This is a genomic window from Paenibacillus sp. FSL H8-0548 (assembly GCF_038630985.1).
Taxonomy (GTDB): Bacteria; Bacillota; Bacilli; order Paenibacillales; family Paenibacillaceae; genus Pristimantibacillus.
Genome location: NZ_CP152049.1, coordinates 3998262 through 4017639 on the forward strand (window position 1 = coordinate 3998262; position 19378 = coordinate 4017639).

16 protein-coding genes are annotated in these 19378 nt (G+C 39.4%); 5 read left to right on the forward strand and 11 right to left on the reverse strand.

All coding sequences use genetic code 11. The features are described 5' to 3' along the window. Positions 1 to 744 precede the first annotated feature (744 nt). The 3 genes from MHI37_RS17050 to MHI37_RS17060 are packed head-to-tail and all read left to right on the forward strand — an operon-like array spanning position 745 to position 2922. Entirely contained in the window at positions 745 to 954 is a 210-nt protein-coding gene (locus MHI37_RS17050; RefSeq protein ID WP_076334600.1) for a helix-turn-helix transcriptional regulator, read from the forward strand. A gap of 20 nt (positions 955 to 974) precedes the next feature. Continuing rightward, positions 975 to 1991 carry an ATP-binding protein gene (locus tag MHI37_RS17055; RefSeq protein ID WP_076334599.1) on the forward strand — a complete coding sequence of 339 codons (1017 nt, stop codon included), beginning with the start codon at positions 975 to 977 and terminating at the stop codon, positions 1989 to 1991. Further along, a complete protein-coding gene (locus tag MHI37_RS17060; RefSeq protein WP_076334598.1) occupies positions 1984 to 2922 on the forward strand; it encodes a hypothetical protein in 939 nt (312 codons plus the stop codon). Before MHI37_RS17055 ends, MHI37_RS17060 begins: the two co-directional genes overlap by 8 nt. Before the next feature lie 166 nt (positions 2923 to 3088). Here the strand turns inward: MHI37_RS17060 and MHI37_RS17065 are convergent, their stop codons facing one another. Then, positions 3089 to 4333, reverse strand: a complete 1245-nt coding sequence (locus tag MHI37_RS17065) for an IS4 family transposase (protein WP_076340182.1) — start codon at positions 4331 to 4333, stop codon at positions 3089 to 3091. A gap of 205 nt (positions 4334 to 4538) precedes the next feature. Here MHI37_RS17065 and MHI37_RS17070 point away from each other — a divergent pair, with 205 nt between their 5' ends. Beyond that, positions 4539 to 6182 (forward strand): S8 family peptidase, encoded by a 1644-nt coding sequence (locus MHI37_RS17070; RefSeq protein ID WP_256710518.1) that lies wholly within the window; start codon positions 4539 to 4541, stop codon positions 6180 to 6182. A 316-nt stretch (positions 6183 to 6498) separates the two neighbouring features. Here the strand turns inward: MHI37_RS17070 and MHI37_RS17075 are convergent, their stop codons facing one another. The 4 genes from MHI37_RS17075 to MHI37_RS17090 form a co-directional block, all read right to left on the reverse strand. Continuing rightward, positions 6499 to 6795 carry a hypothetical protein gene (locus MHI37_RS17075; protein WP_076336882.1) on the reverse strand — a complete coding sequence of 99 codons (297 nt, stop codon included), beginning with the start codon at positions 6793 to 6795 and terminating at the stop codon, positions 6499 to 6501. Positions 6796 to 6840: 45 nt separating this feature from the next. Beyond that, on the reverse strand, positions 6841 to 7530 hold the full coding sequence (locus MHI37_RS17080; protein ID WP_076336883.1) for a hypothetical protein: 690 nt from the start codon (positions 7528 to 7530) through the stop codon (positions 6841 to 6843). 66 nt (positions 7531 to 7596) lie between these two features. Further along, positions 7597 to 7947 (reverse strand): copper amine oxidase N-terminal domain-containing protein, encoded by a 351-nt coding sequence (locus tag MHI37_RS17085; protein ID WP_076336884.1) that lies wholly within the window; start codon positions 7945 to 7947, stop codon positions 7597 to 7599. 90 nt (positions 7948 to 8037) lie between these two features. Then, positions 8038 to 8256, reverse strand: coding sequence for a stalk domain-containing protein (locus tag MHI37_RS17090; RefSeq protein WP_076336885.1), 219 nt, complete (start codon positions 8254 to 8256; stop codon positions 8038 to 8040). Positions 8257 to 9163: 907 nt separating this feature from the next. On the opposite strand from MHI37_RS17090, the gene MHI37_RS17095 reads away from it, so the two are divergent. Next, the gene (locus MHI37_RS17095) at positions 9164 to 9355 is read left to right on the forward strand and encodes a helix-turn-helix transcriptional regulator (RefSeq protein WP_076336887.1); all 192 of its coding nucleotides are present in this window, start codon (positions 9164 to 9166) and stop codon (positions 9353 to 9355) included. A 131-nt stretch (positions 9356 to 9486) separates the two neighbouring features. Here MHI37_RS17095 and MHI37_RS17100 read toward each other — a convergent pair whose 3' ends face one another. The 6 genes from MHI37_RS17100 to MHI37_RS17125 all read right to left on the reverse strand — a co-directional run bounded on the left by MHI37_RS17100 (position 9487) and on the right by MHI37_RS17125 (position 19331). Continuing rightward, positions 9487 to 10740, reverse strand: coding sequence for a Wadjet anti-phage system protein JetD domain-containing protein (locus MHI37_RS17100; RefSeq protein WP_076336888.1), 1254 nt, complete (start codon positions 10738 to 10740; stop codon positions 9487 to 9489). After that, on the reverse strand, positions 10733 to 14134 hold the full coding sequence (locus MHI37_RS17105; RefSeq protein WP_076336889.1) for an SbcC/MukB-like Walker B domain-containing protein: 3402 nt from the start codon (positions 14132 to 14134) through the stop codon (positions 10733 to 10735). Before MHI37_RS17105 ends, MHI37_RS17100 begins: the two co-directional genes overlap by 8 nt. A 2-nt stretch (positions 14135 to 14136) precedes the next feature. Beyond that, positions 14137 to 14778 (reverse strand): DUF4194 domain-containing protein, encoded by a 642-nt coding sequence (locus MHI37_RS17110; protein WP_076336890.1) that lies wholly within the window; start codon positions 14776 to 14778, stop codon positions 14137 to 14139. Then, positions 14768 to 16174, reverse strand: a complete 1407-nt coding sequence (locus tag MHI37_RS17115; protein WP_076336891.1) for a Wadjet anti-phage system protein JetA family protein — start codon at positions 16172 to 16174, stop codon at positions 14768 to 14770. The genes MHI37_RS17110 and MHI37_RS17115 overlap by 11 nt, the downstream gene beginning before the upstream one ends. A gap of 211 nt (positions 16175 to 16385) precedes the next feature. Beyond that, positions 16386 to 17678, reverse strand: coding sequence for a group II intron reverse transcriptase/maturase (ltrA, locus tag MHI37_RS17120; RefSeq protein ID WP_076336892.1), 1293 nt, complete (start codon positions 17676 to 17678; stop codon positions 16386 to 16388). Between the two features lie 1080 nt (positions 17679 to 18758). Beyond that, entirely contained in the window at positions 18759 to 19331 is a 573-nt protein-coding gene (locus tag MHI37_RS17125) for a DUF305 domain-containing protein (RefSeq protein ID WP_076336893.1), read from the reverse strand. Positions 19332 to 19378: the final 47 nt, after the last annotated feature.

The following is a 19378-nucleotide window of genomic DNA, read 5'->3' on the forward strand; positions in this document are numbered from 1 at the left end:
CTATACTTATTTTCCGCTTTACTCTTAGTCAAATCATATAATCGTTGTAAGAGAGCTAGTGCAATGATCGTAGCGTGGGACTGATATAACTTTTTCAAAAATAGCATTTGTATTATTTATGATAGATATTACCATGATACTACTCCAATAATAATTGTGGTATACAGCTCATTAAGTAAATTCAAATATAAGCAGTATATTATAATTATACTATATTGAAAATGTCTGTAAATAATTGCTAATTATTCGACATCAAACAAAAACACCTGCAGTTCAAGACCAGCAGGCGCTTTTAAATTATTGAGTATAGGAAGATCCCATCAATGACAAGTACTTGTGGGTCAATAAGTGGATATCCATTAGATTTAGGACTAGACCACATTTTCATGAAACAAAAGTCCTTTTTTAAGTATGTACTCAAATACTCGACAAGTTGATGTCTTGTTAAACGAAAGCTCTAAATACTTTTATGATTTCGCAACGGCACAATATTAATGTTTTCCCATATTAGAGAATATTGTTTGCACTGGCGCCTGACGATGGAGAAGTGCATCTCCGTCTGTGTATCGTCAAATTCAAGATTGAACAGAGAACTGGCAGATTCGCATGTATCACTTCATGTTTGAGAAATAGTCATCAATTGAATAACTTTCAAAAAATACTCATAGTTGTTTTTAAGTACGGGTATATTTCTTGCTATAGCAGATGCTATACTCATATCATATCTGTTCGGAGGTGAACAACATGTCACTGGGTTTTACTATAAAGAAAATTCGGGAAGAACTTAAAATAAGCCAAGAACAGCTGGCACGAGAATTAAATATAAGTTTCTCAACAATTAATCGCTGGGAGAATAATAAGACTAATCCAAGTCGTCTCGCCAAGGATCGACTATGCACTTTCTGCGAAAATAAATTGATTTCCTCAGAAATAATTACAGAACTTACAAAATAATTTATTGGTAGGTGGAAACATTGGCAAGAGCTGATTTGCTTTTTGAAGTAATAAAACATGGGCTATCAGGAGACGGTCCTCATTTTAGGCGAGCAGTCGAAGCTATTTGTGCAGAAGAAAGAGCAAAACAACATACTATTGTTGCTAACCGAATAGAAGAATTATTGAAAAACAGCAAACCTGAAATGAGAAATCAGCAAAATGGCTTTCCTCTAGTTAGACAAGTTCCAAACGAGCAAAATTTTTATTCTGAGATAGTTCCTAAAAAAAGACTTGAACATTTAATACTTCCAGATACGGTTTTGCAGTCATGCAGAGAAGTAATTGAAGAACACAATCGTGCTGACCTGTTACGTTCTTATGGCTTAGAGCCACGAAACAGATTGCTATTTGTTGGCCCTCCCGGAAATGGAAAGACCTCTTTAGCAGAAGCCATTGCGGAGTCTTTAATGGTCCCTCTTTTAACAGTAAAGTATGAAAGTATAGTTGGAGCCTACTTGGGTGAGACAGCAATAAAATTGGCAAAATTATTTGATTACGCAAAAACCAGACAATGCGTTTTGTTTTTTGATGAATTTGAGACCTTAGGCAAAGAACGTGGAGATGTTCATGAAACCGGAGAAATAAAAAGAGTCGTTAGCTCTCTCCTTTTACATATTGACTCGTTACCAAGCTATGTAATAGTTATTGGAGCTACAAACCATGAAGGTTTATTGGACAAGGCAGCGTGGCGAAGGTTTCAACTACATTTGGAGCTACCATATCCAAGCAGGTCAAACCTTGAACTGTGGTTCTCTTATTTTGAAAAACGTACAGGTTTCAAATTTGGTCTTGAGCCGAGCACCTTAGCTAAGAAAACATTAGGTTGTAGTTACGCAGAAGCAGAAGAATTCGCAACATCTATTTATAGAAAGTACATCCTACAACTTCCTAACCAAGATTCAAAAGGAGTAACATCAAGTACACTCAGATTATGGGATGCACAGAAGAAAGTAAAACAAGTGTCTAATAACTCAGAGGTGATTGATAATGGCTGAAAGACCATTAATACTGTTTAAAAAATTTGAAGAAGCCACAAAAGCTAAAAGAAGTGGACGAGGCTCAAAATTTTCACAACCATCAATAGAAAAACAAATGTCTAAACTTTCTCCAAGATTTAAGCAATTACAAGCTGCGTTGGATAAAAAGAATATAGCTGTTCAAAACTCCCCTTCAGGTATTAATCCAGACAGTGCTTTAGTTCTTGAAACAGTAGGCACTGTCGATAGTTTTTATAGTGTGATAAAGAACATTAAAGAATTGGAGTTAGTGTTGGATATCACTATTGATGGTATCCCAATAGATGAAGACTTTTATCTGATTGACGATGACGGGAATTTCAAAGAAGGAGATCTGTCTGGCAAGTTATACTGTGTGATGACAAATAAAACTGCCTTAAATCAGTTGATCTCCTTATGGAAACAGTACGCTCAGAATCCTAAAATCAAATTCGATCTCGGTCTCAACGGAGTTAAAGAATTGTTTAATCAACTCAAAGAAATTAGATATTGGAATGCTCAAGATCGTATTGATGAAACAAGAGTTGTGGACTACTGGAAAGAAAATCTTGAGTTGAATGGAGAAAAGGAAGTTAATTTTGAAATCGAACTTTTCTTTAGAAACACTATTCAACATCGAATTAATTCTTATTCTATTGTATCTGAGGCAATTAATAATATGGGTGGGCGAGTACTTTCCCAATGTACCATTCCAGAAATTATGTACCATGCTCTCCTTGTTACTCTTCCTAGAAAACAAATTGAATCGCTAGTTAATAATTATGAACAAGTTGCACTTACGCGGGTAGATGACATTATGTTTTTTAGACCTGTTGGACAAATAGCATTTCCTTTCCATCTTCCAGATACTGATCAAGAAACCATACCTATGATCCCTCACAAAACACCCGAAATCACTAGCATTGCATAAAAATCGTATAGTCTTGTCAAGCGCTTATCCAGGTTACAGTATTAGTAAAAGAAAGGAGACCTATGGTTAGTGAGAATTTTCAGAATATAAAATCATGACAGTTAGTGCCAAAAAGACAAGGGGTGCTGTGATTCAGACAATCCATTATCCACATAATGTTAGATATTTAAATTACCGGATCATATGCCAGTTCGTCCAAGTGATCTTCTTCACCATTCTCGAATTGCTGTAGCGTCTCCGCAAATATGCGCTCATGATCGTAGGTCCGTCGCCCCTTGGATGTTCGGGTGCGGTCCCCGTACCATTTTCGGATCATCGCTATCAAGGGCTCGTCCCAGCAACGTTGCATCAGTTTATAGATGATTAATAAGTTACCCTGGAACGCAATCTTTCGCTTAAGAAGCAGAAGCAGACAATACGTGATGAGTGCAATGCGGATTTGCGTATAGACTGCATTGGCGCTGATACCATAGAACCGCTTAATGTGCAGATGCTGCTTGACCCACTTGAAGAACAACTCGATGTGCCAGCGGCGACGGTAGAGCTCGCCAATCTCGATTGGCTCCATGGTCCTTTCATTCGTGATGATGGTAATGAGATTGCCCTTGCTATCATGTGTTTCGATTAACCGCAGCGTATGCTCCATTTGGTTTACACCAGGCTTGCCTAATCGCACGATGGCTTCTCTTAGAATGGGTCCCTCGGCATTCACAACCTTCTCTTCAAGGACCGTGACGACCGCATTAGCCTTCAAACGAGTGATGAATCGCGTACCATTTTCGCAATACTGGTCGAATAAGTCATAATCGAGATAAGCGCGGTCAAACAGATTCATCGCATCCGGTTCCTGCACGACAAGCTCGTTCATCTCTGTCTTGTCCGAGGCTTTTGCCGGTTTAAGGACGACTTTATCTGGACTTACCATCTGTTCGTGATAGACTACGCGGGTATGCATCTTGATGCCAGCTTTCGTGTTGCGAAATTCTGCCCACCGATGCTTCGTTAGACAGAGAGAGATCGTGGAAGAATCAATCAGATTCAACCGTCCAAGTGCTGCCGTTCCTTTCTGAAAGCCGTATTCCCTGTGAATCTGCTGAATGAGATGGCCAAGTGTCGCATCGAATAGACCTGGATCCAAGTCTCGCAATTTTCGGGAAAGCTGCGAAGCACTGATCGATTCCAATGCCAGTTCTCGTTGCAGCTCTTCACTCATGCGAACGTCCAAACTGATGTCAGCCAAACTCTTGACTTGGCACAACTGTGCAAAGATAAACAACTTACAGAATGTAACGGAATCCAGCTTCTTCGTGTACTTATCCAGTCCAAGTTTTGCAATCTGGTTCAATAAAAATTCTCGATCAAGAGGAATAAGGTATTCCTTAAAAGTGGATTTTGTAGTATCCTTGTCCATGCGATCTCCTTATGAGTAGGGATTTGGACAGGACTGTCTTCTTCCCTAATCATAAGGTTTTTTCTTTGGGTAAAGCCACCTTAATTATTACATATTTAGAACAATTTTCTCATATAGGCTTTTCGGTGATCGCACTTGACAAATCTGATTTTTGTTTATGCAATGCTAGTGACCCGAAATACATAAAATAAGCGAAGCCCCTATTGTGGCAGTTCTTGATGGTTTCCCTATGCAGAACCATTCTCTTTTATCTGACCGACTGATCATTGATGATCCCGATAATTGGGCAAGTGATTATGTTGTAAGAGATAGAGTACACGGTACAGCAATGACATCGCTAGTGATTCATGGAGACATAAACAGTAACAATTCTCCTATAAATAGCAAGGTTTATGTTAGACCTATCTTAAAACCCGTAAGAGATTTCAAAGATAAATTATCAGAATGCGCTCCGGATGATGTCTTACTGATTGATTTGATACATACTGCTGTCAGAAGAATTGTTGTAGGAGATGAACATAATATAGCCCTTTCATCTGTAAAAATAATAAATTTGTCTTTCGGTGATCCTTCCAGAGTGTTTATCAATATGATAAGCCCTCTCGCACGTTTGCTTGATTGGCTAAGCTATACCTATAAGATATTATTTATTATCAGTGCAGGAAACCATAATCAGCACGGCATCGATGTCGGGGTCTCCTTTGATGAGTTTAAGAAACTTACTCCCGCTATTAAAGAAGAGTTAGTATTAAAAAGTCTGAATAACAATAGCAGAAATACTAGATTACTATCGCCTGCAGAAAGTATAAATAATATCACTGTAGGTGCCTTATTTAATGACTTCTCTAATGTAGTTGAGAACGAAAGATTTATTCTGCCTTACAACCAATCATTACCTAGCCCCGTTTCAGCTATCGGTCTGGGATATAACAGATCAATTAAGCCAGACATATTTTTTAATGGAGGAAGAAAGTTTATTAGAGAATTAATTGGTTCTACGATAATGGGTTGGATTCCAGCACCTACGAGACCACCCGGATGCTGCGTAGCTACACCAGGTCAAAATAATGAGATCAATGAAGTAGCATACTCCTTCGGGACAAGCGATGCAGCAGCACAGGTTTCTCATAATGGCGTAAAGTGCCACTCAGTTATAGATGAGATTTTCCTTACTCAAACTGGCGAACATGTGCCAGATAAGTACTCTGCACTATTAATTAAGGCAATGCTTGTTCACGGGGCTTCATGGAGTAATAACAATATTATTGCAAATGCAATGAAGATTCCAGAAAATAGAATATTCAGGTGGTTGGGAAATGGAATTCCCGATATTGCTCGCGTCATGGAATGCGCCCAGAATAGAATGACTTTAATTGGATATGGAACATTACAGAAAGGAGCTGCGCATGTATACGAATTGCCGATTCCATTTAACTTTACTTCAGAGAGGTTTTTTAGAAAACTCACTGTAACACTATCTTACTTTTCACCAGTTATACCTTCGAAGCAAAAATATCGTTCTGCTCATTTATGGTTCAATATAGAAAATAATAATCTCGTTCCTCAGCGTGTTAACACAGATCACAATGTAGTTCAAAGAGGAACAATGCAACATGAGTCATTTTGTGGTGATAAGGCCACCACTTGGAATCCTACTGACTCAATAAAAATAAAAGTTAACTGCCGGGACGATGCCGAAACTAAAATACCAGAGATTGAGTATGCCTTATTAGTATCTTTTGAACTAGCCGAAGAAGTATGTGCAAAGCTTGATATAGATGTCTATGAAATCATCTCAACTAAAATTCGAGAGCTTGTTCCTATTCAGACTATCAACCCTACTATTTAATTTAATTTCATTCCTAAAAACAGAGGGCTTGGATGTAAAATCCAAGCCCTCTGTTTTTTTCATTAATGATTTCGCAGTTTAGAATTATCATTACAATAATCTCCTATCATAATTATTGAAAATGTATTATGTATGAGAAGGAAATTAGGCGCTATGGCTAATATTTTTAAAGAAAATGAGTAATCACATTTTAAATCGCTTACATTTACATTTCACTGTCGTTTTCATTCACCATTTAGACACATTTTCGTTTTTTTGAGTTTCTCACATAAAAACCGGCTTCTCTAATGAGAGCCGGCTTGAATAGTTGCTACTTTTAGTTGTATTCGATAACCCCAAGATTATGAAGTGAAGCAAGATTTTTAATCCCAAACTCAAAATTGGAGTCCCATTTCAAATCTTGATGGTTCAATAGCTCAGTTACAAATGTTTTTGAAGCATTGAGATAACTATCCGTTCTATTTAAACCTTCACTTTGGTTTTTGTAGAAATTGTATGTGAAGTAATACAAAGTTGGTTTCATGTCTTCTAGGGAAGCAATATTATTTAGTCCACCTGGTAAAATCTTATTGATTCCTGCAATTACGCTAATTGCCTTACCATTTGCCATCATTTCATGAACCAAACTCTTGTTGCTAAGATTTTTAGCATCTTCCGACTACATCATAATCATGGTGTAATAATTCTTTGATAGAACCTTGTTTACCGTTTCAAATGTCATAGTCTTTTCAGATGAGTCTGAACCATTAGACGGCGCTTCATCCCCTCTTTCAACTAGTTTGAATTTTTTTTTTGTGAAATTACCCGCTCCGTTAAAGAAAAAGTCAACAATTCCAGTTCCATTTTCTTTAGCAACGTTATCCTTTGTATAGTCTCCAGAGACATTTGTTTTGACTTTAATGTCACATTGTTGGTTGCCATACAAACGATAAAACTTCAGGATGTTAAATTCTTTATCCAAACGCTGAAGGATATAGCTGTAATCATCTTTTTGGTAAAGAAGTCTACGTTCATCGTTTGGATCTCGGAAATCTTCTCCATCCTCTGGAGTTCCAGGGATATTTCCATAGGTAGGGCTTGAGAAGTTTACAACTGGAATAGATTCTTGAGCGTTACGTTTTGTGGTGTATTCATCAAATCGTTTTAAATAACCTTCAATTTGACCTTTAGAAAGAGAAAGTCTAACTACTTTCCATTGAGGATCAAAATCAATTTTAACTGTCTTCTCATCAAATACTGCGTATGGGCTTATTTCTTTTTTTAGCTGAGTAGAATCATTGTTGAAATTTGAATAGAAATAGTCTGTAAGGAAAGGCTGTCCATTTAAAACTAAATCAAATCTGCTCATACTCCGATCTGGAAAAACGGTGGATGTTTTACTTAAATAATTGAATGCAGGAACATCTTCAGAAGCTCAGAAGATTTGAATACCCAATAGCTTACCTGATTGCTTTGTAGAATCGGATTGTAGTCTCTGGTAGATATCAACTGCATCCTTTGCCTCTGTCACATCCAGCAATATGTTGTTTGTGCTACGAAACTTTCCAATGTAGCTTTTAATCGCCGTCAAGTCAGCAGCAGAAATTCTTTTGCTATTATATAGGAAGTAATAGTAATCACTTACCATAGTTTCCCCTAGCATAATATTCACTGTGCTCGTCGTAGTATCCCATTTCACATCAGCTCCAAGACTTTCTGCAATAAAACGAACTGGAACCAAGGTACTGCCTTTGATGATTGTAGCCGGAGCATCCAAAGCAACCATTTTGCCGTTTATGTATGCATACTTTTGATTTATCGTTAACTTAACCGTTATTTCCCCTTTGGAGCCTGTAACAGTCTGTGTCTTCCCTTCTCATTTGATTTCTGCGGCAAGAGCTTCAAATATCCCTCTCATAGGAACAAGTATCCTGCCATCAATAGATAGCGGATTCACATCGAAATACAGCTGTTTTCCGTTAATTGTAACTTTGATGTCGTTGTTGTTGGCTGCAAATGATCCTATAGGTATAGCGGTTACCGCTAATATTAGGACCAATACCAGCATTATCATTTTATTTTTTATTTTCCACATTTTTGATGTCTCCTTCATTTAAACATCACTTCGTAGGATACTTATTTAATAGTGTTTCTTTGCGAATAGCATATCTGAAATCGATATAGATACAAGTTTTCCATTTTCCCTTTGAAATGAAATTTGATAAACCGTTAAATCCTGATTTTCTGCATATGCGTTTTCATTTTTTTGAAGCTGTTGTTTATTTTTCCAAAAATGTATGTATCCCAATCTTCACTTGATACAGTCGGTTTAAGTCCATATACCACCAGATGATCATTGGGGCCATTGTTGAGTCCAATGTTCCTCATAGTTACATATCTATTCAATCCATCAGCAGTCACAATAATTTTCTCTATCTCGGGCTTTTCCATTCCGTAGCCGATTTACTTTTTCTTTTTCGTATCGAAGATAGATAAGTCCATTGCTGTAAATTGATCTGGTGAGTAGTAATAATTAGGTGTTGTAGAAGCACTACTTATCCAATTGTATTTGTCATTGAAAAACAGCCTACGACACCAACAAGCAAAATAAGGCCAACCAATGACACTATGAACCATTTACCTCGCATTTTCTTCTTTGTCTGTTCCATATCAGTTCTTCACCACTCTAATTGAATTGATCTGTAACGATTTCTAAGATAACTCCACCGCTACCACATTGTGGGCAGCTATTGTTGCCACAACGAGAGCAATATACCTTAAAACAATTCGTACATTTGTACAAAGAATCCAGATGTTGCTTTTGATCTCCACAATTAGGACAATTTTTCATTTCATTCATACTCCTCATAGATTGGTATATGTTACTACTTCCAGTCAGATCACATCACAAAAAAATAGAGATTCACACCATTTTGTAGAGTATACTCCGTGGAAATATGGTTATAAACACAAGGATAATAAGTTCAAAAAGAGGTATCCCTTTGAACTCAGAAGCTATTTTTGGACAGATATTAAAAAGTATTCGCAAGAAGCAGAAGGTGAGCCAAGAAGAATTGGCATGCCGTAGTAATCTTGATAGAACATACATATCCATGCTGGAAAGAGGTATCCACCAGCCTACATTAAATTCATTACTTGCTATTGCTGCGGCGCTGGATATGAAGGCTGCCTAGTTGGTAGGATTGGTTGAAAATGAAATCGACGAAATAAAAAGCAATAACTGACATCAAATAACAAAAGCGATCATGCTCAGTTTGGCATGATCGCTTTTGTTATTTGATGTCCATTTTATTAAGTTTGATTATTAAATAAGATCGGTCAACATAGCTTCCTGTTCCATTTTGACACGATTTTCTATCATATGGTCAATGCAGGGTAAACAATCGGCAAGCTCGCTATGCCGCTTCAAGCTACATAGCTTTTCAATATATTGCGGCTGTACTGATGCCGTTAACAAAGAATATCTTATCAATTCCGATTTATCCATGCGGTATGGAATAACATCGTGCTTAATTTCCCGTCTTAGTCTTGCCAGCATAGAAAATCCACCAAAGTCGATATCTCCCCAATGATACCAATGGCTAGTCGTAGGTATGGATGCAGCAACAGCCATTAAAAATTTCCGCTTAGCAGGGCTAAATTGCCCGCCGTGGAACACAACTAATTCATGGTCATTTTTTTGCTTATAGATATACTCAATATAATTTGCCCGATTTTCTATTGAAATCACACGTTCTATTGTTGGAGATACTCTTAACTGACCTCGTTGGAAATCTTTCGAGTTCACAACGCCCCCAAAAATCAAATGTGAAAAGTCAATGGTTCCGCTATCAAAGAACATGGTTACTTGCCCACAAAACTCCAATTGTTCGGGATACTTCGTAATACCTACTTGTCTAAGAATTTCCTCATCAGTATTATCATCTTCATAATCTAGATATTTGGACAATATGCCAAGCAGCCGTGCTCTTATCGCCTTCTCGAATCTCTTTGAATCTCCGAAACATTGAAGCGAAAATACACGCTCAAGCATTTCTAACTCACCCATTTGATCAATACAACATATTGCACGAAGGAGATCACTACGCTCGCTTCTATCTACTGGTAATCTGTTTCCAATAGATCGTTTTCTAGAAATGATGTCATATGCATCGCTCAGAAACTGTTTTGCCCATCCGCTACGAACTTTATCTATTGAATTCAACAGTTCTAAACAAACCTCATCCACCAAATCGCCTTTTGGTTGCCGCCCAATCAAGGAGTACGCAGAAGAGATATTCTCAAAATTCAGCCATACCTCTGCTATGATGTGATTTTCTTCACCTTTCATCCACCGATATGATAAGAGCTGCGCCTCATACAAGGCCTGTACTGCAAAATTTATCACACTGCGCGTTTCATATTGCTCTATATCATATTGTGGGAACTCTGTTTGCCCTCCATCATATAATTTCAGCATAATTCGACGTGTCGGACGTTTTTCCGTGTAAAAAAAACTGCTACGCTCATATTTATCAAGTAAAGCTGAAACTAATTGGCGCTTAAATCCTTCACTCATAGTCAAGCTCCTCCAACTTCCTAGGGTCGAAACTACGCACGCATGCCTGCTTTCCTACACGTAACACGCATAAATTCCTATCTACAAGAGTGGCAATATCCCCAATTTTATCGGGTGGTGCTGAAAGTACCACTTGAAAGTTAAACTCACGTAACAGTTCAACACTACGCACAATTCGCTCGCCATCCATCTTGGAAAATGCTTCATCAAACAGGATGATACGAGATGTATTAGCTGTCTTGTCCCGGCCAATGCGATACAATTGTGCAAATGATGCTAATACTGCAATATAAAATGGCGTCTGGGTTTCGCCACCAGATTTTTTTCCAAGTGTTTTAGAGAGTCTTTGTGATTCTCCCTCGCGGTTAATGACCTCTAAATCGAAGGAAAGATAAGTCCGATAATCCGTAAAAGCTTGTACTCGCTTTTCATAATCATCGCGTTCCTGTGCTTTCGATCCGGTTCCTTCATTCGTGATAATTGCAAACAGTTCTGCAATCTCATCCTTGTATTTTGCATTAAACTGATCAGACAAAAGATTATACCCGCCTTCCAGCAGCATTGGATCTACGATCATATCATAATATCGTTTATATTCCTGTTTTGGAATAATCAGAAAACGATATGTATCCTCGCCAAAGGAACTTCCGCTTAATGCACTGTTTAGTCCATCAATCTGCCGTCTTGCATCCTTTATGTTATATTGTAGACGGCTTAAAAAATCCTCCTGAAACTGCTCAAAAGCTTTACTTCGGGCATCGGCGATACGAGTCAAATATTCCGGAAGTTTAATATCGCTAAGCTCAATCCACGCATTATCGTAAGCGTCATTACTCACGGCGTCAATATCATACCCCATGATATACTTATCATTATATTGGCGGCGCAAAGTTCTCAACTCGTCCCACAAAGCGTTTTTAGCGTTTACGGAGCGGCTAAGTTCTCTCGGAAATGCCCGTTCAATATCAACTGCATTACCTCTACTTAAGAGCTCACGTTGATATCTTGTATTTCCTGTGCTCTGGAGCCATTCAGCTTCGTATTTTCTAGAAAGTTCTAATTCCATCGTTTCCAATTCTTTAGAAAGTCTTGGAATTGTTTCCTCTATGCATACACGCAAGCGTTCTTTGATGGTGCTAAATTCGTGCTTATATACGTCAATCTGTTTATAAAGAGCCCCCAGTTGTTGATCTAATGACTCGATGCGTTCCTGTATTGCTTCAACAGTACTTTTATCAATAGACTCCATACTTTTATTCAGCAAAATGACTTCTTGTTCTATCGCTGGAATCTGTCCAACGTTTACCGCTGCCGTAACAGTCTGCTTAGCGTCCGATTCACTTAGTATCATTAGAGCATTTCCCGATTGAAAGGCAATCTTTACCGATGCACAAACAGCTATTTTATCAGTTAACTCTTTAATCTCTCTTTTTACATCTTCCAAGCGTTGCTGAATTGCACCTTGGCCAATAGCAGGCTTAGCCCATCTATCTGGATTCATCGCTCTTACAACAAAATTCTGATATAACATTCCATCGTCTGTAATCGCTGTTCGATGCCGGCGTAAATCACTGACGCGGTCACATTTCTTCACACGACCAAGTGTAAAATCTAAAAATAGGCGCACATTGGGATCATCTGTTTCAAGTTCTTCAGCAAGGCTTCCAGGTTCTGCAATGGGATTTATTCTTTGAAGCTTTTCAATATCCACAATACCAGTGTTATAGATGTTTCGTTGTCTTTTAATATCATCATAAACACGAAGTGCAGTGTCAAAGTGCTCCGGTGGGACAATCAGATAGAATTTTTGTGTATTAAGATATCCTTCAATAACATTACGCCAGCGTTTGTTCCTAAGTTCAGCTGCTTCCGACACTACTACTACCTTAACTGATGAACCAGTTTGCGTATGCAAACGCCCTATAACAGCTTCCTTGAGATCAAGTACATCCTGTGGAAAGCGGTAGACACCACTTTCAAGGGACTGCTGCTCCGTCAGTAATCCTTTACGATTATCGGCAACCTTCTGTTGTTCTTCAGAGAATCGTGAAACGAGGCCGTTGCACTGCATTCGTATAACATCCGCTCTGGCTGAATAGTGAATGAGCCCTTTCTCCCCAACTGTTAAAATGGATGCTGCATCACTATTTCCGAGTGTTTCAAGCTTGGTATAAAACTGTTGTCCTTCATCAACCAAGTCATGAACACGAGTCGTCAATATCGGATCGAGAGAGCTAGTATCTGTCCCTTGAATTTTCTGAATGAACCCATTAATGTTCATCCTCCATGAAGCAATGCTTCTTGAAAGTAATGCAGAAGTCCTACCGAAATCCCCATGAAGCGTAGATATTAGTTGCTCTTTCTCTGAGATTTGAGACTGGAGATGTTCTAAAATTTGCGCTTCCTTGTTACTGAGCAGGTTGGCTTGCATGATATTACGTTCACCCTGCAGTTTGCTCTGCCGCTCAGTTTCCTTTGCTAAGGTATCGTTCAATACAGTTAGCTGGGCGGAATAAGCGGTTACTTTTTCTTTCTCACCTGCACTAGTAGTCAATTTGATATCTACTTGCGCGCGGTCAATCAGATAGGAATATAGAATTTCATTTTGTCTGTGGCTTTCAAAGGTTTGATGATCCGTAACAATGTGTTCAAGCAACGTGATTCGATCCTTAAGCACATCAGCCTCTTGCTCCAGGCTTTTATAGCTTCTAATATTTTCCTGCATTCGGCTGACATCAACTGTTTGTTGCGTATCACAGACGAATTCCGAGATGAATTTTTGTATGTCAACATCGGGATTAAACGAAACAGCTTTCCTCAATAACTGACCGAAGCGATCACGCAAGCCTCCAAGTTTCCCATATAAATCCTGCCTAAAATCTCGATTTACATCGGTAGTATAACTACGTCCTATGGAATAGTGTTCCTTGATATATGCCCTCAAAGTTGTAATATCCATCGGCTTCCTATTAATAACGAACTCATTTGACGGCATGGCTCCGTCAAATCGAAAAAATAATTTTTGCATATCGTTTTCCGAATAAGTATCAAAGCAACACCCTGAGGTAAAATATTTTTTCTTCTCCTCATCAAAGAACTCTAAGGCGATATAGCTTGTAAAACGTCCATTACGTAGATATTTAAAACCTGAATCCTCATTGTCGCCTAATTCACCGCGTAAATATCCACTTAAGGTTCGATTACCGCGTCCACTGGCAGCCTTGTTGAAGAAGCTACCACTAGTATCGGCAAGCAGTAACAACTGCAGAGCATCCATAACCGTTGACTTCCCTGAGGCATTTTTTCCGGTCAGAAAATTCACTTTATCTAACTCAATAACTTCATGGACAAAGTAGTGCCAATGAATCAGCAAGAGTTTTGTCATCCGTTTCATTTCTAATCCTCCTGTTCTCCAGTTGTGCTAGTGTCGTCATCTACTCGAAGCTCATCTAATTCTGTTATCATATCGTTGATCCCTTGATTGGAAATAATAGATAAGATGGATGGGAGAATGAGAATTTGATTACCTTCATTGTTCCATGCAGAAGATTCCATTTTTTGAATAATATTATGATGCGCAAGCGTTCTTTGGGCCTCAATACGTTCTTTTTGTGTTGTTTTCCCCTTATCAAGAAGTCCAAGCATTCGCATTTTTTCAACAACTGCTTGAGTATCTGTTTTAACCGTATGGAAGCTATTTACTTGTTCTCTCTCTTCTTCGTATATGAGACGGCATGTATATAAAAATAATGTAGTGAATCGATCAATTCTCAAGCGATTATGGTCAAATATATTTATTAAGGACATGATTCCATAATTATCATCTTTTTCAAGCCGCCAGCCAGTGATCGCAAAATAATCATGTAAAATTCCAAATAGACGTGAAGCTATCTGATAGTCGTAGTTTGGCAAGGTCATTTGCTGTGAAGACTGATACTCATATCGCACCATATATGTATGAGATAACAGGTAATTCGCCAAACGTTTGAACTCGCCTTTCTCATAAGTAGTTAGTCCTATGTACTTCTCATTCCACATGGTGCCCCACCTCTCTTTTGCTGAACGTCATATTAGGAATTATGTAACCATTTCTATCAAGTCGACCATTGTTCATTTGCACCTTGTAATTCATGCCTCGTTCATTAGCGCGAACCATAGCCAGTATCAGAAGTATAAAGTCCTCATCGTTATTAATCGCTATTGTTTCACTATTAATAGAAGATGCATTTTCTTTAAAAAGACTGTTTACATATGTTCGAATTCTTGCCACGGGGTATCCATTTTTAATTTGTTGCAACATATCGGTCATAGCCGCATTAGAAAACGTATTATCATCTTTGATTTCCAGCGGTTCAGAATTGACACGCTTACTACGTACATTTTTGTGATAGAGAGATTTCCCATCAATAAATTCTTGTCGATTGACTCGAATATTCTGTTCAAGCATCTCAACGATTACAGTGCGCTTGGTATCTGAAGATTTTGAGTATTCTTTCAACAGCTCAACCAGTTTCCCCTTGATACTTTGGTCTGCAGTCATCAGGTATTGGATTTTTTCAATAGAGTTTTTTGTGTATGCGCTGTGCTTTCTATCAATTTCATTCACAATTCCTCCAATTGACTGATATACATCCAAAACATAATCAATTGAAGATATGATCTCCTGCCCCGCCTCATCGTCATTCTCATATTTTCGGATCGTCATGGCTCTTGATCGCATCTCATCCATGAGTTCTTCATCCGCAAGAATATCTGACAGTATCTCCTGAATTGGTGCCATATAGCGATGAATAGAATCCATTGTTTTGATCGGATGATAAATACTGTCGGACATCCTTTTGTATTCTTCAAAATGATTTTTCAGCAGCACATTCACTTCACTCTGCTCCTGTATTCGCCGCAAATAACTGCGAATTCCATGATAAAGCCTTTTTAGCTCGTAAGTAAGTTGCTCCGTGTTTGTCTTTGCGGACAAGACTGCCTCATACATTTGCCCTTGATGTTCATTTTTGGCTTGCTTGAGACCAGAATAAGTCGCGAATACGAGGGAGTTATACTCGTGCAGGGTCTGATCACTTAGTTCACTCAAGAGCTTCATTACTTTAATGGCATAATCACGTGGAGTAATAATTTCAATAAATGAACCATCCAGAAACTCCTTATCTACCCATCCCGTTTTAACCAGGCGGTTCAATATCAAACGCGCTTTAACATTAGATGTCAAGCTGACTTCGGTTACTTCGTCATCTTCTTCGAGCATAAAGGATTTATCCTCAATTTGGGCTATCAAAGACGAGATATAATCGTCTACCCGTATATTAAGTTCATACTTGAACATCTGATGTATCAGCATGAGCGCATCAACATATATTTCTTTGTTCCCCGATGCCAGCACAGAGAAAAATTTTTCAGGAACTGTGTCAAAAATGTTCACGTATCCACCTGCCAATCCATTTGGTATTATAATTCATTTGGTTACAATAGGTCTTTTAAAATAGTCTTATTATACCATGAATTGGAAGAATATGACGAATATTGTTCTTACTAGAGTAAAGGGCTGAACTTTTCAGCCCCTCCTCATCAAACCGTACGTGAGGTTTTCCCTCATACGGCTTTCCGATGTTCGTCATTCATCGGCATGCAGATTACAAGAGCGTCTTTAATCCGTGAAGCTTGATCAGGTGTTTTACTTCTTGAAAGGAACTCTTCCATCTCGCTCGCTGACGTTTCTTCGCATACCATCTCATGAACCGTTGCATAATATACCAATCCAATTTCGCCAATTTCTGCTGGCTATAGGCGGTATAGTAATAGTTCCGCCACCCTTGGATTTTCGGGTTTAACCATGCCACATGTTCTTCGACTGATTTTTGTCGCATCCCTGGCGGGGCAAGTCGTTCTTTGACCACTTCCCGTATACGTTCCTCCGCCTTCCGGGTTAGCCACTGCTGGGTCGTGTAGTAAACGCGTCCTTGCGACGTTTCCGCTTTCGTCTTCCTGTGATGCATGCCTAGAAAGTCGAAACCCTCCTCACCTGTCCACAATCCTACGATTCGCGTTTTCTCAGGATGCAAGGTGAGCTCAAGCCGTTCCATGATCGCTTGGATCAGCGCATAGGCTCGGTCTGCCTCTTTCTTCGTCTTGCAAACGACCACCAGATCGTCTGCATAGCGCGTCAATTCTCCCAAACTCTTACCGTGGCGTTCCCACAACAGATCGAAGTAGTTCAGATAAATATTCGCGAGCAGCGGCGAAATGACTCCGCCCTGCGGCGTGCCTAAATCTGAGCGCCGTACTTGACCTTCTTCCATAACCCCCGCACCTAGCCACTTTCGCACTAGCTTCAATATCCGCCGATCACTGATTCGCATCGCCACCAGTTTCATCAGCTTCTCTTGATTAATGGCATCAAAGTAGCCTTGGATGTCGACGTCGATCACCCAATTCCCTTTGCGGTTGCAGGCTTTCCGAATGCGTTCTAGCGCTTGTTTGGCACTGCGTTTTGGCCGAAAGCCGAACGAGACTTCCTGAAAATCCATTTCAAAGATGGGTTCCATGATCATTTTCGTTGCCATTTGGATGACGCGGTCACGTACCGTTGGGATACCTAATGGTCTTTGCTTGCCATCTTTCTTCGGAATGTATTGTCTTCTGACCGGCGCTGGATGATACGTGCCTTCTTTCAGTAAGCGATGACACTCTTCGATGAAGTTGAAATCTCCTTGCTTTTCAATTTCTGCAAGGGTTTGGCCATCAACGCCTGCTGCGCCTTTATTGGCACGTACTCGGCGCCATGCTTCCCAGAGCATATCTCTTCGGTACACCTTGTCATACAAGGCATGGAATCTGCGCTTCTTGTTTTCCTTGACCGCTTGACCTAGTTTCTCTTGGAGTTGTTGAACGTTTTCCTTTGGTGTTGTTAGCCTCTCGGCATTCACTGACTCGTACCTCCTTATGAAACATGAACAAAGCAGGGCTCCTTCCCTCCCGCAGGTTGTGTTGTCCTGCGTTCTTCGGTACTATGAGCCCCTCGGACTCCCTTCCTGCAGGCTACTCATTTCACCCCATGGCTTATAGAGCGTCTCTTTACGGGCTTCAAAAAAAAATTTCCGTGCAGGGGAGGGTCTCCCCAGTTCACTGCATCCTCTTTCCTACCATGCCGCTCCCTTTACGCCGGAGGATTCTTCGCTATTGTTCCAAGTTCTCCATAGCTTCCTTGGCCTTCGTCTAATTGCACAAGACTCGGCTTCCTCTTTTCCCTCTTGCGAGGCCTTTTTGACGACGCGGCAAGATTCACTTCATGTTACGGCCTGGTAGGTTGCTTGCCCTGTCTCTGACAGGTACTTTTGTCGATACGCTTCTACGCACAGATTTCGCCATACGTAGGTATCCTAGCTACGAAGGTGGCTTGGCCCCTCCTTCGGTTGGACTTTCACCAACTAGACGATACGCGCCTCTGGGCACGCTACAAACAAAAAACTCCCGCCAATTCCAATGGCAGAAGTTCCTAACTATTGATTCACGCAAACATCCAATCAATAACAGGTACGTGAAGGGCAATAATTAGCTATACCCATGAGGTAACTGCATTGGTCCAACCACTTGCACATGATGCTATTTCAAAGCTTATCCCTATTATTGAAATATCTTTGATGTAATTCTTTCTTCTCTCGTTATATATCTCTAGCAAATTCAACGTTATTCTGCCACAGTTCAATTCCAAGTAAACGTTCCCTCATTCCCTGAATACAATCAGAGCTTGCAATGTTAATTGAGAAAAGGCTGCCAATCGGCAGCCTTTTTCCTAGTATATAACTTGAATATAAAAAATGAAGTATAAGCGAAGCGAGAAGATCGTTCTGGAGAAACGAAGTGTTCGCCTTTGCAGCCGGATTCTCACCTTTAAATGTCTTAGGAAATCAAAGAATCTGGCTGCAACAGCGATCGTAGGAATGATCTTCTCGCGCAGCGCCCAAAACGTAAATTTCTACAAAATTTTTCCATTTTATTTTTCTATTTCAACAACAATCCAGTCTCGCTAGCAACTGTTTCATTTGTTTGATGCCTTCGCATTGAGAGGTTATGATCGCATTAAGAATCGGCTTTAGCATTGGACAGATATTGAATTGAAGTGCGTTGTGTGACATGCGTACAGCACCCTCGTGATGCGGAATCATTTCTCTCACAAAATTTGCATTTATACCATTTGTAATAGGGGCTGATCCCATTTCATAAAACATCGTTTTAGATATTTCTCCAAATCTATTCATGTATTGAGAGCGTTCATAATCAGTATTTGTTATTAAGCTGCACTTCTGCTGTATGTCTCGCATATTCATAATACTTTTTGTTTGTTCAGCAATAATGTGCAGTGCAATGCTTTGCAATTCCAGATTTGTAGTGTATCTCAAAATATTTTTAGACATTTCAATGGCTGCTGCGTGATGTGGAATCATCTGTCTAATAAAAATATCAGAAATACTATTGGTGAGCTGTACACTTGTCATTTCCCGAATCATGTTATTAAGTATGTTGAAGAAAGAATCTAGATAGGCTTTCGTCACAAGACTCAGTTCGTTATGACTACCCATTAGGCTAAAAGCTCCTTTTTTGAATAGTGTATTCTGCTCATTAGCAA

What these genes read in the sequence shown, in the direction of transcription:
- MHI37_RS17050 (WP_076334600.1), top strand. Translation starts at nt 745, where the DNA reads ATGTCACTGGGTTTTACTATAAAGAAAATTCGGGAAGAACTTAAAATA.
- MHI37_RS17060 (WP_076334598.1), top strand. Translation starts at nt 1,984, where the DNA reads ATGGCTGAAAGACCATTAATACTGTTTAAAAAATTTGAAGAAGCCACA.
- MHI37_RS17065 (WP_076340182.1), bottom strand. Translation starts at nt 4,333, where the DNA reads ATGGACAAGGATACTACAAAATCCACTTTTAAGGAATACCTTATTCCT.
- MHI37_RS17075 (WP_076336882.1), bottom strand. Translation starts at nt 6,795, where the DNA reads ATGATGGCAAATGGTAAGGCAATTAGCGTAATTGCAGGAATCAATAAG.
- MHI37_RS17080 (WP_076336883.1), bottom strand. Translation starts at nt 7,530, where the DNA reads ATGAGCAGATTTGATTTAGTTTTAAATGGACAGCCTTTCCTTACAGAC.
- MHI37_RS17085 (WP_076336884.1), bottom strand. Translation starts at nt 7,947, where the DNA reads ATGGTTGCTTTGGATGCTCCGGCTACAATCATCAAAGGCAGTACCTTG.
- MHI37_RS17090 (WP_076336885.1), bottom strand. Translation starts at nt 8,256, where the DNA reads ATGTGGAAAATAAAAAATAAAATGATAATGCTGGTATTGGTCCTAATA.
- MHI37_RS17100 (WP_076336888.1), bottom strand. Translation starts at nt 10,740, where the DNA reads ATGAGTGAAGGATTTAAGCGCCAATTAGTTTCAGCTTTACTTGATAAA.
- MHI37_RS17105 (WP_076336889.1), bottom strand. Translation starts at nt 14,134, where the DNA reads ATGAAACGGATGACAAAACTCTTGCTGATTCATTGGCACTACTTTGTC.
- MHI37_RS17110 (WP_076336890.1), bottom strand. Translation starts at nt 14,778, where the DNA reads ATGTGGAATGAGAAGTACATAGGACTAACTACTTATGAGAAAGGCGAG.
- MHI37_RS17125 (WP_076336893.1), bottom strand. Translation starts at nt 19,331, where the DNA reads ATGGGTAGTCATAACGAACTGAGTCTTGTGACGAAAGCCTATCTAGAT.